Annotated in this window: 16 protein-coding genes; 5 read left to right on the top strand and 11 right to left on the bottom strand. The window is 42.5% G+C overall.

Annotation, left to right across the window (positions count from 1 at the left end; translation table 11 throughout):
• Positions 1-145: 145 nt before the first annotated feature.
• From HNQ84_RS08030 to gerQ, 4 genes are all read left to right on the top strand, one after another.
• Positions 146-709, top strand: coding sequence for a YqaA family protein (locus HNQ84_RS08030; protein WP_183242552.1), 564 nt, complete (start codon positions 146-148; stop codon positions 707-709).
• Positions 710-776: 67 nt separating this feature from the next.
• Positions 777-1,523: a hydrogen peroxide-dependent heme synthase gene (gene hemQ / locus HNQ84_RS08025; RefSeq protein ID WP_435621768.1), complete on the top strand. Its 747-nt coding sequence runs from the start codon at positions 777-779 to the stop codon at positions 1,521-1,523.
• A 121-nt stretch (positions 1,524-1,644) separates the two neighbouring features.
• Positions 1,645-2,067 (top strand): cell wall hydrolase, encoded by a 423-nt coding sequence (locus HNQ84_RS08020; RefSeq protein ID WP_183242556.1) that lies wholly within the window; start codon positions 1,645-1,647, stop codon positions 2,065-2,067.
• 19 nt (positions 2,068-2,086) lie between these two features.
• A complete protein-coding gene (gene gerQ, locus HNQ84_RS08015; RefSeq protein ID WP_183247667.1) occupies positions 2,087-2,530 on the top strand; it encodes a spore coat protein GerQ in 444 nt (147 codons plus the stop codon).
• Positions 2,531-2,556: 26 nt separating this feature from the next.
• Here gerQ and HNQ84_RS08010 read toward each other — a convergent pair whose 3' ends face one another.
• Entirely contained in the window at positions 2,557-2,919 is a 363-nt protein-coding gene (locus tag HNQ84_RS08010) for a DUF423 domain-containing protein (RefSeq protein WP_183247669.1), read from the bottom strand.
• An 11-nt stretch (positions 2,920-2,930) separates the two neighbouring features.
• Positions 2,931-3,167 carry a YwdI family protein gene (locus HNQ84_RS08005; protein WP_032101365.1) on the bottom strand — a complete coding sequence of 79 codons (237 nt, stop codon included), beginning with the start codon at positions 3,165-3,167 and terminating at the stop codon, positions 2,931-2,933.
• Between the two features lie 99 nt (positions 3,168-3,266).
• On the opposite strand from HNQ84_RS08005, the gene HNQ84_RS08000 reads away from it, so the two are divergent.
• Positions 3,267-4,883 (top strand): glycoside hydrolase family 13 protein, encoded by a 1,617-nt coding sequence (locus HNQ84_RS08000; RefSeq protein ID WP_435621767.1) that lies wholly within the window; start codon positions 3,267-3,269, stop codon positions 4,881-4,883.
• Between the two features lie 16 nt (positions 4,884-4,899).
• On the opposite strand, the gene HNQ84_RS07995 is transcribed toward HNQ84_RS08000, so the two are convergent.
• The 9 genes from HNQ84_RS07995 to HNQ84_RS07955 all read right to left on the bottom strand — a co-directional run bounded on the left by HNQ84_RS07995 (position 4,900) and on the right by HNQ84_RS07955 (position 13,197).
• Positions 4,900-5,895, bottom strand: coding sequence for a potassium channel family protein (locus HNQ84_RS07995; RefSeq protein ID WP_183247673.1), 996 nt, complete (start codon positions 5,893-5,895; stop codon positions 4,900-4,902).
• Positions 5,892-6,098 (bottom strand): uracil-DNA glycosylase, encoded by a 207-nt coding sequence (locus tag HNQ84_RS07990; protein ID WP_183247675.1) that lies wholly within the window; start codon positions 6,096-6,098, stop codon positions 5,892-5,894. The genes HNQ84_RS07995 and HNQ84_RS07990 overlap by 4 nt, the downstream gene beginning before the upstream one ends.
• Positions 6,073-6,747 (bottom strand): uracil-DNA glycosylase, encoded by a 675-nt coding sequence (locus tag HNQ84_RS07985; protein WP_183247678.1) that lies wholly within the window; start codon positions 6,745-6,747, stop codon positions 6,073-6,075. Before HNQ84_RS07985 ends, HNQ84_RS07990 begins: the two co-directional genes overlap by 26 nt.
• 58 nt (positions 6,748-6,805) lie before the next feature.
• Complete coding sequence (locus HNQ84_RS07980) at positions 6,806-8,188, bottom strand: glycine--tRNA ligase (RefSeq protein ID WP_183247680.1); 1,383 nt, start codon at positions 8,186-8,188, stop codon at positions 6,806-6,808.
• Between the two features lie 344 nt (positions 8,189-8,532).
• A complete protein-coding gene (ahpF, locus tag HNQ84_RS07975; protein WP_183247682.1) occupies positions 8,533-10,062 on the bottom strand; it encodes an alkyl hydroperoxide reductase subunit F in 1,530 nt (509 codons plus the stop codon).
• 14 nt (positions 10,063-10,076) lie between these two features.
• Positions 10,077-10,640 (bottom strand): alkyl hydroperoxide reductase subunit C, encoded by a 564-nt coding sequence (gene ahpC, locus HNQ84_RS07970; RefSeq protein ID WP_032101603.1) that lies wholly within the window; start codon positions 10,638-10,640, stop codon positions 10,077-10,079.
• Between the two features lie 236 nt (positions 10,641-10,876).
• Positions 10,877-11,110, bottom strand: a complete 234-nt coding sequence (locus tag HNQ84_RS07965; protein WP_032101604.1) for a hypothetical protein — start codon at positions 11,108-11,110, stop codon at positions 10,877-10,879.
• An 11-nt stretch (positions 11,111-11,121) separates the two neighbouring features.
• Complete coding sequence (locus HNQ84_RS07960; protein WP_183247684.1) at positions 11,122-11,937, bottom strand: glycosyltransferase family 2 protein; 816 nt, start codon at positions 11,935-11,937, stop codon at positions 11,122-11,124.
• 63 nt (positions 11,938-12,000) lie between these two features.
• Positions 12,001-13,197, bottom strand: coding sequence for an MFS transporter (locus HNQ84_RS07955; RefSeq protein ID WP_183247686.1), 1,197 nt, complete (start codon positions 13,195-13,197; stop codon positions 12,001-12,003).
• Positions 13,198-13,248 lie beyond the last annotated feature (51 nt).

Here is a 13,248-nt window from a genome sequence, read left to right as displayed (position 1 = left end):
TATTGAGACGAAAAGCAATGAATTACGCCGTAAACGAAAATAGTCTTTTTTTTATAACAATTCTGTTTTTTATGCCGAGTGATATATCGCCTAAAAAGTGATATATTTGTTAAGAAGCATGTACAAAACAAAGGAGCGTTATGATATGTCACAATGGATTCATTATATTGAACAATGGTTGCTTGAATTTGGTGTTATTGGTCTCGTCATCGTTTCATTTACAGAGTCCTCGTTTTTCCCGATTCCACCTGATGTATTATTAATTCCATTAAGCATCGCCCAGCCAGAGAAAGCATTATGGTTTTCCTTTTTAACGACGGTCGCTTCTGTGCTCGGTGCATTACTTGGGTGGTATATTGGAAAAAGGTTCGGCAGACCGATTTTACGTTACTTTATCTCGGATGAGAAAATGGACAAAGTCGAGCAATATTTTCAACAATATGGGGCGATGGCGATCGTCATCGCAGGATTCACACCGATTCCATATAAAGTGTTTACGATTTTCTCTGGCATTTCTAACATCAACATTCGTACGTTGCTTTTTTGGTCGTTTATCGGTCGTGGAGCACGCTTTTTTATAGAAGGGCTCATTATTTTCATCCTAGGTGCGCAGGCGAAAACATTTATTGAACAGCATTTTACAACGATCACGATCGTCGGCGGAATCGTCATTGTCATTGCTTTTCTTATTTACAAACGATTAAAATAGTGCGTTTGGCATAAACGAAACACATATGATACAATTTCGATAGTACATAACAAAAGGAGTGTTGGACATGAGTGAAGCGGCACAAACGTTAGACGGTTGGTATTGCCTGCATGATTTCCGCACGGTAGATTGGGCGGCTTGGAAAACGCTCACAAACGAAGAGCGCCAAGAAGCGATACAAGAGTTTTTCACGTTAGTTGAAAAATGGGAAAGCACAGAGGCTGCGAAAGAAGGTAGTCATGCGATTTACACGATTATGGGACAAAAAGCAGACATCATGTTTATGCTTTTACGTCCAACGATGGAAGAGCTTCATGAAATTGAAACAGCGATCAATAAAACAAAGCTCGCTGAATATCTCGTACCAGCCTATTCATACGTCTCTGTCGTTGAACTAAGCAATTACTTGCCGGCTGAGGCTGGCGATCCATATGAAAATCCAGAAGTGCGTCGCCGTTTATATCCGATCTTACCGAAAACAAATCACGTTTGCTTTTATCCGATGGACAAGCGACGCCAAGGAAACGACAACTGGTACATGCTTCCGATGGAAGAACGCCGCAACTTGATGCGCGCACACGGCATGACAGGAAGAAAGTATGCTGGAAAAGTCGTTCAGATCATTACAGGTTCGGTCGGATTTGACGATTACGAGTGGGGCGTCACGCTATTTTCAAACGATGTCCTTCAATTCAAGAAACTCGTATATGAAATGCGTTTTGATGAAGTGAGCGCACGATTTGGTGAATTCGGCTCTTTCTTTGTCGGCAACATTTTACCGAAAGAAAAAATGGAACAGTTTTTACATGTATAGGCCTCCGATTTGGAGGTCTTTTTTTATGATGTGTTTCATACATATAACAATGACGACTTTCCTCACATTTTTTATTTTTCATCATAGGCTAATAGCGATTTCTATAAAGTGAGGTGAAGGGATGGCTGTTGTTGCGTATACAGAGGAGGATGTTAAATTGCTTGCCCGTCTTATGCGGGCAGAAGCCGAAGAAGATGGTCAGCTCGGTATGTTGATGGTTGGGAATGTTGGGGTGAACCGCGTACGCGCAAACTGCTTAGATTTTGAAGGACTTCGTTCGATTCGCCAAATGGTATTTCAAAGTCCTGGCGGGTTTGAAGCAGTACAAAAAGGATATTTTTATCAACGGGCACGTGAAGAAGATATGCGCCTTGCCCGGCGTGTCATCCGTGGCGAGCGATTCCACCCTGCAACGAATTCGCTTTGGTTTTTCCGCCCAGACGGTGCTTGCCCAGCCCAATGGTTTAATCAATGGAATGCCGGACGTTTTAAGTCACATTGCTTTTACGCACCGACTCGCTCAGATTGTCCACGCGTATATTAATTTTTAAGGAGGAAGTACAATGAGTGATGAACGTCAACAAATGCCGTATTATTCATATCCATACTACTATCCATACCAAATGCCAACGTACCCGTTTGGTTTGCCTACGCCAACATTTGCACCACAAACAGGAGCGATGCAAACACCAACAACTGCAAGCCAGCCATTACCTGGCATGCTTCCAATTGAAGAATCGTACATTGAAAATATTTTGCGCCTAAACAAAGGGAAAATCGCTACGGTTTATATGACATTTGAAAACAATCGTGAATGGAATGCGAAAATTTTCCGCGGTGTCATTGAAGCGGCTGGTCGTGATCATCTCATTTTAAGCGATCCTCAAACAGGAATGCGCTATTTATTGCCAATGATTTATCTCGACTATGTAACGTTTGATGAAGAAATTAATTATGAATACCCATTTGCATCAGGGATCGGATTAAGCACATATGCTCCACGTTAAAAACGAGGCGTTACACGCGCCTCGTTTTACATTTGTTTCATTGCCACATACGCTAAAAGTAGCCAAGCAATAATAAACGATACGCCCCCAAACGGTGTAATCGCCCCGAGTATTTTTATTTGCGTCAAGCTCAGGACGTATAAACTACCTGAAAAGAAAACGATTCCTACAACCATTAACCATCCAGCCGGCGTCACGTTCGGCCATTTTGTCGCAAGTAATGCAACAATAAATAAACCAATCGTATGGAACATTTGATACTGAACAGCTTTTTGCCACGTATCCATATACCGTTCTGGAATTTTTCCTTCTAACACATGTGCCCCGAACGCACCGAGCGCAACACATAACGCTGCACTAATTGATGCGATCATTGTAAATATTTTCATATTGTTCCCCCCTAAAAATCAAGTAATGATGGCCCGTTCGCATCAGCATCGATAGTTAATCGTTCAGTTGTTGTTGGTTGCGGTGTAATGATCGTTTGTGCACTTGGCGATGGTTGATGTAAAATGACGTCGCACAACGCGCGAACGGCATATATATGTTCACGCACCGCTTGCGGTGACGACGCATGTTTGGCTTTTGCAATTTCTTCTTCTATCTTTGTTAATACATTTGCTACTGATATATCCAAAACGTTTTCACTCCCCACTTCTTTTTCCACTAAAACAATGTTATCTTATACATAGCAACTTTTCAAATTGAAAACGCTTTAAAAAAGGAGTGACAACGAATGAAACGGACATGGTGGAAAGAAGCGGTTGTATATCAAGTATATTGGCGGAGCTTTTTTGACTCAAACGGCGATGGATATGGCGACTTAGAAGGGCTGATTCAAAAGCTTGATTACATTCGCGACTTAGGGGTCGATGTCATTTGGCTGAATCCGTGCTATGAGTCGCCAGATAAAGATAACGGATACGACATTTCTGATTACTATCGCATCATGGATAAAGCGGGTGATATGGAGACGTTTGACCGCTTGCTTCATGAGGTACATAAACGTGGAATGAAATTAATTATGGATCTTGTCGTAAACCACACATCTGATCAACATCCTTGGTTTATTGAGTCTCGTTCATCAAAAAACAATCCGAAACGCGATTGGTACATATGGCGCGACAAGCCGAATAACTGGCGTTCATACTTTACGCCATCAGCGTGGGAATATGATGAACAAACGGGTCAATATTACTTCCATTCTTTTGCGGTAGAACAACCAGATTTAAATTGGGAAAACGAAGAAGTTCGTGAAGAAATTTATAAAATGATGCGCTTTTGGTTAGATAAAGGCATTGACGGGTTCCGCTTAGATGCGATTGCTTTGCTTGCCAAACCTGAAGGATTTCCTGATGCCGAAAATCCATATGACATTCGTTATTTAACGAACAACCCAGGCGTGCATGATTATTTACAAGAAATGCATGAAAAAGTGTTAAAGCATTATGACATTTTCACTGTGGGGGAAGTCGCTTTCGTGTCACCAGAAGAAGGCTTAAAATATGTCGGGGAAGACCGAAACGAGCTACATACCCTTTTCCATTTTGAAGTGTGCGACGAAATGCCGACATGGGATCCGATTCGCTTTAAACAAATTCAAAAACGTTGGTATGAAGGACTGTGGGGGAAAGGGTGGAACTCGCAGTTTTTAAACAATCACGACCATACGCGACAAGTGACGCGCTACGGAAACGACAAACAGTTTCGTGTTGAATCAGCAAAACTGCTCGCGACGCTCGTGCATACGTTGCCTGGAACGCCGTACATTTATCAAGGGGAAGAAATCGGTATGACGGGCGTCAAATTTGACTCAATCGATGACTATAACGACATTGCGATGAAAAATAAATATGCCGAGGAAGTCGCCAAAGGTCGCGGTCCGAAAGAAGTGCTTGAAAGTTTGCAGCTATTAAGTCGCGATAACTCGCGCACACCGATGCAATGGGACGATAGCGAACATGCAGGATTTACGACGGGAACACCTTGGCTAAAAGTGAATCCGAATTATAAAGAAATTAACGTAAAACAAGCGTTAGCAGATCCAAACTCGGTGTATTATTACTATAAAAAGCTCATTCAATTACGTAAGCAAAATCCGGTTATGGTGTACGGAACGTTCCGTGATTTTTCAGAAAATGATCCGTATATTTACGCCTACACACGTGAACTTGATGACATTCGTTGGCTTATCGTCTTAAATCATTGTGATAACGACAACGTATATAAATTGCCAGAAAAGCTCGCTTCGGCTCGCCGTCACCTTTTGCTTGGTAACTATACAGACGTAAAAGAAGAAGGCTCAACGCTTCATATGCGTCCACATGAGGCAAGAATTTACGCACTACAATAGCAGCCATACCGGCTGCTTACTTTTTATTTACCTCCTGTTCAAACGCATCTAATGCTCGTTTCGCACCGAATACAATGATGACATCTCCAACGCAAAATCGCTCTTCCGGCATCGGGTTTCCAATAATATCATTTTGACGTTGAATGGCAATAATTGTCACGCCAAAGCGCGTGCGCACCGCTTGATCACGAACAGATGTCCCGACAAATGAAGAGTGCGATTCAATCGTAATTTCTTCAATCGCATATTGTTCAGCATGGTCGTGGAAAATCGTATCGACATAATCGACACTCACCGGCTTTAACATCGTCATCGCCATGCGCCGACCGCTCAAAAAAGCAGGGTTTATGACTTTATCCGCACCAGCACGACGCAATTTTTCTTCCGATTCCGTTCGCTCGGCACGCGCAACAACTTGAATGCTAGGATTCAGTCCTTTTGCAGTTAAAGAGATGAAGACGTTATCTGCATCAGAAGGCAATGCAGCAACTAATCCCGACGCACGCTCAATGCCTGCGGCAATTAACACGTCATCTGCTGTCGCATCCCCCTCAACATACGGAATGGGATCGCCCATTTCTTCAAGCCAATCTACATTCCGTTCGATGACAACGACAGATGTCCCATTTTTGATAAGCTCGCGCACAACTTGTTCGCCAACACGTCCAAACCCGCATACAATAATATGGTTCGTCATCGCTTCAATTTTCTTTTTCATTTTTCGCCTCCGCACCGTTTTCGAAAATTCCCCTTCCATCATCATCGAAACAACCGCCCCTGTTGCATATGTCACGATACTAATACCGACGGGAATAATGATCAGTGCAAACATCTTCCCATAAAACGTTTGTGGAACTGTATCACCATAGCCGACCGTCAAAATCGTAACAACCGTCAACCAAAGCGCATCAAAAAACGTTAATTGTTCAGAAAACATAAACCCTACCGTTCCTGCGATAATAGCGACGATCATCGCGACGACGGAAACGACGATAGAGCGCGACGAACTCATCCGTTTCTCCCCTTATGTTCTTTTTTTACAAACTTCATGCAAGGTGTACCTGATGATTGTTTAACGACAATAGACGGCAACATTGCGCTTTTAAAACCGAATGCACGACAGCCACGCGGCAATTGCGCATCCCATGTGACATAAAAATGTTTGCATTCATAACAATTGACACGCGTATTAAATGTTTTCGATTTGCCAGTCAATCGGCTCTCTCCCTGTCTGTTGTAAAAAAGCGTTTGTTTTTGAAAACGGACGGCTGCCGAAAAAACCTCGTGCTGCGGAAAATGGACTTGGATGTGGCGCTTCAATCATGTAATGATGTTCATTCGTAATGAGCGTTTTTTTTGCTTGGGCATGACGCCCCCATAAAATAAAGACAACAGGTTCATCCTTTTCATTTACAAGTTGAATGACGCGGTCCGTAAAATGTTCCCATCCTTTTCCTTTATGCGAATTTGCTTCTCCACGTCGCACTGTTAATACCGTATTTAACAATAACACCCCTTGCTCTGCCCATTTTAATAAATAACCGTTGTTTGGAATATAGCAACCAAGATCATCTTGTAACTCTTTAAAAATGTTTAATAACGATGGCGGCAAAGCAACACCTGGTTTTACGGAAAAACTTAATCCGTGCGCTTGATTTGGTCCGTGATATGGGTCTTGTCCTAAAATGACGACTTTGACATCTGCATATGAAGTATAATGAAGGGCATTAAAAATGTCGTGCATATCGGGATAAATTGTTTTTGTACGATATTCTTCTTTTAAAAACTGGCGCAACTTCAAATAATACGGTTTTTGAAACTCCTCTTCTAATAAAGGAGCCCAATCATTTTTCAATATGCTCATCTTCTCACTCCTTTCTAATACAAAGGCTACCCTACTACATAGGATAGCCTGTTTTCATTTAAAACTGAATTTTTTCTTCTAAGAAGTTTTTTAATTCCGCAATTGGAATGCGCGTTTGCTCCATCGTATCGCGGTCGCGCACGGTTACCATGCCATCCTGCTCTGAATCGAAGTCATACGTAATACAGAACGGTGTTCCAATTTCATCTTGGCGGCGATAACGTTTACCGATTGATCCAGACTCATCGTAATCAACCATAAAGTGTTGTGAAAGTTGTTCAAAGATCGCACGTGCACCTTCTGATAACTTTTTCGATAACGGTAATACAGCTGCCTTATATGGCGCTAATGCTGGATGAAGATGCATCACAGTGCGCGTCGTGCCGTCTGCCAGTTGCTCTTCTTCGTACGCATCAATCATAAATGCGAGCGTCACGCGATCTGCACCGAGTGAAGGTTCAATGCAGTACGGAATGAAACGTTCATTCGTTTCTTGATCGAGGTAGTGAAAATCTTCTCCTGAATATTCCATATGGCGACGTAAATCGTAATCGGTACGTGATGCAATGCCCCATAGCTCGCCCCAACCGAATGGGAATTTATATTCAATATCTGTTGTCGCGTTGCTGTAGTGAGACAGTTCGTCTTCGGAATGATCGCGCAAACGAATGTTTTCTCGCTTCATACCAAGCGATAAAAGCCATTGTTCGCAATACTGTTTCCAATAACTAAACCACTGCAACTCTTCTCCTGGTCTGCAGAAAAATTCAAGCTCCATTTGTTCAAATTCGCGTGTGCGGAACGTAAAGTTTCCTGGCGTAATTTCGTTACGAAAACTTTTTCCAATTTGCGCAATACCAAACGGCAATTTTTTACGCATCGTCCGTTGCACGTTCTTAAAGTTGACGAAAATGCCTTGTGCCGTTTCAGGACGAAGATAAATTTCGTTTGCGCTCGACTCCGTCACACCTTGGAACGTTTTAAACATTAAGTTAAATTGACGAATGTTCGTAAAGTCGCGACTTCCGCAATCCGGACACGCAATGTCGTGCTCTTGAATGAGCTGCTCCATTTTTTCAAACGGAAGCCCATCGACAACCATTTCAATGCCTTTTGCTTCAAGCGCGCTTTCAATTAACTTATCCGCCCGATGACGCGCTTTACATTGCTTACAGTCAATCATCGGATCATTAAAGTTTCCTAAATGACCTGACGCTTCCCACGTGCGTGGGTTCATTAAAATCGCCGCATCTAAACCGACGTTATACGGCGATTGTTGAACGAACTTTTTCCACCATGCACGTTTAATGTTGTTTTTCAACTCTGTCCCTAATGGACCGTAATCCCACGTATTCGCTAATCCGCCGTAAATTTCTGAGCCAGGAAAAACAAAACCACGATGCTTCGCATGTGCTACAATTTGATCCATCGTTACCGACATCTTTCATCCTCCTTTTGTCAAATGTAAACAAAAAACGCTCTCATCCTTAGGCCTTTCGCCTAGGGACGAGAGCGTAACTCCCGCGGTTCCACCCTAGTTGATGCATAGCGCATCCACTTTTGCGTGAAGCAACTCCAGACTGCCGTTTCACTAAGTGTCTTTGCTAGGCTTCCACCATCCCTAGCTCGCTACAAAAGAACAAACTTAGCTACTATCCATCTTTCATCGTTGCACCTGTATTTCATTTGGTTGATATTGTATCAAACTAAAATAGGAGAGTCAAGGGGGAGGGAAAAACAAAACTCGCTTTACTATCATAAAGTAAAGCGAGTTAAGGGGTTATGTTAATTTCGAATTAAGTAGTCAAACGCCCCTAAAGAAGCTGTTGCGCCTGAGCCCATGGAAATGATAATCTGTTTATATGCGCTATCTGTACAATCGCCAGCAGCGAAGACGCCAGGAACGTTTGTCGCACCGCGCTTATCGACGATAATTTCGCCAAAGCGATTGCGTTCTACCGTTCCTTCTAACCATTCTGTATTCGGCACAAGCCCGATTTGAACGAATACACCTTGAAGTTCAATATGGCGCTCTTCGCCTGTTGCGCGATCAATATATGTGAGGCCATTCACTTTGTCTGTACCTGTAATTTCTTTTGTTTGTGCATGTTTAATGACCGTGACGTTCGGTAAGCTGTACAAACGATCTTGCAACACTGCGTCCGCTTTTAATTCTGGTGCAAATTCAAGAACCGTCACATGCTTAGCAATGCCGGCAAGATCAATCGCGGCTTCAACGCCAGAGTTACCTCCGCCGATGACTGCGACATCTTTTCCTTCAAATAACGGACCGTCACAATGTGGGCAGTAAGCGACTCCTTTATTTTTAAACTCCGCTTCACCCGGAACGCCGAGATTACGCCAACGTGCACCTGTAGCGATAATGACCGCCTTACTTTTTAAAACAGCCCCGTTTTCAAGTTCTACTTCAATAAGGTCTTTCTTTTCTAACCGTTTGGCACGTTGTAAGTTCATAATGTCGACGTTATAATGTTTCACATGTTCCTCAAGGCTTGCGGCAAGCTTCGGACCTTCTGTATATTTCACACTAATGAAGTTTTCAATGCCTAACGTATCTAAAATTTGACCGCCAAAGCGTTCTGCAACAATTCCTGTACGAATACCTTTACGCGCCGCATAAATCGCCGCTGTCGCACCAGCAGGACCTCCACCGATGACAAGCACATCAAACGGGTCTTTGTCCGCAAAGACCGAAGCATCCGGCGTACTTCCTAACTTCGCAAGAATTTCCTCAAGCGACATCCGACCGCTTGCGAACGGTTCGCCATTTAAAAAGATAGTTGGCACCGCCATTACGTCTTTTTGTTCAACTTCTTCCTTAAATGCTGCCCCATCAATCATCGTATGGGAGACGTTCGGATTTAATACGCTCATAACGTTTAATGCTTGCACGACATCCGGACAATTATGGCACGTTAAGCTGACGTATGTTTCAAAGCGATACGTCCCTTTTAAATGTTTGATTTGTTCAATGACCGCTTCATCTACTTTTGGCGGTCTTCCACTCACTTGAAGCAATGCAAGCACAAGAGAAGTAAATTCATGTCCTAAAGGCACGCCCGCAAATACAACGCCTGTGTCTTCATCAACACGATTAACGCTAAAACTTGGCGTTCTCTCTAGCGTTGTTTTTTCTACTTTGATTTTCGATGACATTGTGGTGAGTTCATCGACTAAAGCAAGCATATCGCGGGAAACTTCATCGTCTCCCGCGCTTACTTTTAACACAATGTCATTTTCCATCAACTGTAGATATTGGGCGAGCTGTGCTTTAATTTCCGCATCCAATATCATTTACATAAGCCTCCTTAAATTTTACCTACAAGGTCAAGGCTTGGCTTAAGCGTTTCGCCGCCTTCTTGCCATTTTGCTGGGCATACTTCACCAGGATTGTTGCGCACGTATTGTGCTGCTTTAATTTTGTTTACGATTGTGCTTGCATCGCGACCAATGCCGTCAGCGTTAATTTCAACTGCTTGAATGACACCATCTGGATCGATGATGAACGTACCACGTTGTGCAAGACCTGTTTCTTCATCAAGCACTTCAAACATGCGCGATAATTTTTGTGAAGGGTCACCAACCATTACATACTCGATTTTGCTGATTGCTGGTGAATGGTCGTGCCATGCTTTATGTGTGAAATGTGTATCTGTTGAAACAGAGTATACTTCAACACCAAGTTCCTTTAACTTTGGATATTCGTTTTGTAAATCCTCTAACTCAGTTGGGCAAACGAATGTAAAGTCCGCTGGATAGAAGCAAACAACGCTCCATTTTCCTTTTAAGTTTTCTTCTGTCACCTCGATGAAATCTCCGTTATGAAACGCCATCGCCTTAAATGGTTGTACTTGTTTTCCTACTAATGGCATTGTGAATCATCCTCCTGCTTCATTTTTTTTGCATGTTAGTAGTATGCTACAGTCATACGAAAAATATGACTGAAAGCGAAATTAAATTATAACAATTACAATTCGATATAAATTATCATATAGGAATGTTTATTTGTCAAGTAGAAACTATCGAACCGTCTTAGTTTTTCGACACACACTTCTTTTATTCCTTTTTCGTCAATAAAAAACAGAGCCTTCGCAAAGACTCTGCTCCCTCATTGTATAAAGATAAAACAAAGCAAAATAAGTACATTAAGTAATAATGCAACGGCAAAAAGCCACTTTTGTTTCCTTTTTTTCTTCACCATATATTCTGCAAATGCGACCGTCCCGAAAGCGAAACAAACAAACGATAAAAATAATACGATTCGCCCATGGAACACATGTCGAACAAGGAGCGGGGAAAACAAAAGCAAAATGAATAATTGCTGGAAGCTCCACCTATACATCTTGTTTCCTCCTAACAACGAACGAAATGAGCGAGCCGTGAACGAAACGGTTCACCGTTCCATATGATTTCACTTTTTGCTTTCCGTTTTTGCACTTCCGGCTCCGATAGAAGAAGCCAAAAGTTTTTCGTCGGTAAATCGCCAAGCTCATGTTTTTCACTTAATCGGTTTAAATACATTTGTCTCTTTTCGTTCATTTGTTTCGATAAATGATCGCCTTCATTTGAAAAAGCATAAAGGACGCTCGCTATCGGTACGCGTTTGATGCGAAATTGTTTTGCAACACGTAAAAAGAAATCCCAATCCCAATAGTTATGAACGTACGGATCAAAATAACCAATTATATCATGAATCACGCGCCGATACATGCTACCTGAAGGGACATACGTTGAAAATGAACGCATCGCTTGTAAATCACATTCATATGCAAATAAAAAACGATCTGTCGGTATGCGCATTCCGTTTTCAATACGATAATGGAAAATTTCTACGTCCGCATATACAAAATCCGCATCATTCATATTCGCAATCATTCGCTCGATATGGCACGGCAATAGTAAATCGTCATCATCGCAAAGCATAATAAAATCTTCTGTCACCGCACGCACACCGATATTCCGCGCCTCAACATGCCCGACATTTTCATGCAATTGGATGAGCTCAATAGGAAGCTCAGGATACGCATCAACCGCGGCTTGTACGGATGAACCCCCATCGTTGACAATAATGACTTGTGTTGGTTTATACGTTTGCTTGCTTAATGATTCTAGTAATTCTGCTAAAGGTAGTAATCGGTTATATGTCGCAATGACTACAGAAACACCCAAATGAAATATCTCCTTTCAAAAAAAGAAGCTACAATGATACCATTATAGCTTCTTTTCTTATGATTATGCGAGTTCTTGTTGTTTCGTTTCTTTTCCTAGGAAAAAGACAGCAAGCGCGCCGATGAAAATGGCGATACAAAACATCGCAAAAATCATCGTGATCGACACGTTTTGTGCAACGAGATAGCCAACAAGAAGCGGGCCTAAAATACCGCCGATGCGTCCGAATGAAGCGGCCATCCCTGCCCCTGTTGCTCGAATAACCGTTGGATATTGCTCTGGTGTGTATGCGTAAAGCGCTCCCCAAGCACCGAGATTGAAAAACGATAACAATGCGCCAAATGTCATTAATGCGGTAGCTGTCTCGGCATTTCCGAAGAAATAAGCACTCAACGCTGTCCCGATTAAATATATAACAAGTACCGCTTTTCGCCCGATGCGTTCAATTAACCATGCCACGCTAAAATACCCTGGCAATTGTGCTAACGTCATAATAAGTACGTATTCAAAGCTTTTAATTAAACTAAATCCTTTCATGACCATGACGCTCGGCAACCATAAAAACATGCCGTAATAGGAAAAGACGACCGCAAACCATAAAATCCAAAGCATTGTCGTTTGTTTTGCATACGGTTTTGCCCAAACGTCCGCAATATTTCGCCAAACGGAACGACGCTCTATTTTTGTCGCGATAAACTTTTGTGAATCTGGTAAGTTCATGCGTAAATAAATCGCATATAACGCAGGTACAGCTCCTAAAATGAGCGCCATTTGCCATCCATACGATGGAATAATGAAAAATGAAATGAGCGCTGCTATTAACCAACCGCCTGCCCAAAAGCTTTCCAATAAAACAACCACTTTTCCGCGCTCATGTGCAGGCACGCTTTCCGATACGAGCGTCGATGCAACCGGAAGTTCTCCTCCAAGCCCCATGCCAATAAAAAAGCGTAAAATTAAAAAGACCGTTAACGTTGTGGCAAGGGCAGATAAACCGCTACCGATCGAAAATAATAAAAGCGTAATAATGAACACTTGTTTTCGCCCGATGCGGTCAGCTAACAATCCGAAAACGAGGGCACCGACCGCCATGCCAATCGAGTTCACACTTCCGATCCAACCCATTTGCTCAGCTGTCAAATTCCATTCCTTTTGCAAGGCGGCCATAATAAACGAAAGCATGCCGACATCCATCGCGTCAAATAGCCAACCAAGTCCTGCAATCCAAAGCAATTTGTTTCTTGATATGTCTTTACTCATGTCATCCCTCCGTTGTCATCTGTCAAATCGTCTTCCTCATGATTATATTTC

Source organism: Anoxybacillus eryuanensis (assembly GCF_051200995.1).
GTDB classification, from domain to species: domain Bacteria; phylum Bacillota; class Bacilli; order Bacillales; family Anoxybacillaceae; genus Anoxybacillus; species Anoxybacillus tengchongensis.
The sequence above is the reverse complement of the archived record's forward strand: the minus strand, read 5'-3'. Positions and strand labels throughout refer to the sequence as shown.

Coding starts and splice junctions, on each gene's coding strand:
- HNQ84_RS08030 (WP_183242552.1), top strand. CDS start 146: ATGTCACAATGGATTCATTATATTGAACAATGGTTGCTTGAATTTGGT.
- hemQ (WP_435621768.1), top strand. CDS start 777: ATGAGTGAAGCGGCACAAACGTTAGACGGTTGGTATTGCCTGCATGAT.
- HNQ84_RS08020 (WP_183242556.1), top strand. CDS start 1,645: ATGGCTGTTGTTGCGTATACAGAGGAGGATGTTAAATTGCTTGCCCGT.
- gerQ (WP_183247667.1), top strand. CDS start 2,087: ATGAGTGATGAACGTCAACAAATGCCGTATTATTCATATCCATACTAC.
- HNQ84_RS08010 (WP_183247669.1), bottom strand. CDS start 2,919: ATGAAAATATTTACAATGATCGCATCAATTAGTGCAGCGTTATGTGTT.
- HNQ84_RS08000 (WP_435621767.1), top strand. CDS start 3,267: ATGAAACGGACATGGTGGAAAGAAGCGGTTGTATATCAAGTATATTGG.
- HNQ84_RS07995 (WP_183247673.1), bottom strand. CDS start 5,895: ATGAGTTCGTCGCGCTCTATCGTCGTTTCCGTCGTCGCGATGATCGTC.
- HNQ84_RS07985 (WP_183247678.1), bottom strand. CDS start 6,747: ATGAGCATATTGAAAAATGATTGGGCTCCTTTATTAGAAGAGGAGTTT.
- HNQ84_RS07980 (WP_183247680.1), bottom strand. CDS start 8,188: ATGTCGGTAACGATGGATCAAATTGTAGCACATGCGAAGCATCGTGGT.
- ahpF (WP_183247682.1), bottom strand. CDS start 10,062: ATGATATTGGATGCGGAAATTAAAGCACAGCTCGCCCAATATCTACAG.
- ahpC (WP_032101603.1), bottom strand. CDS start 10,640: ATGCCATTAGTAGGAAAACAAGTACAACCATTTAAGGCGATGGCGTTT.
- HNQ84_RS07965 (WP_032101604.1), bottom strand. CDS start 11,110: ATGTATAGGTGGAGCTTCCAGCAATTATTCATTTTGCTTTTGTTTTCC.
- HNQ84_RS07955 (WP_183247686.1), bottom strand. CDS start 13,197: ATGAGTAAAGACATATCAAGAAACAAATTGCTTTGGATTGCAGGACTT.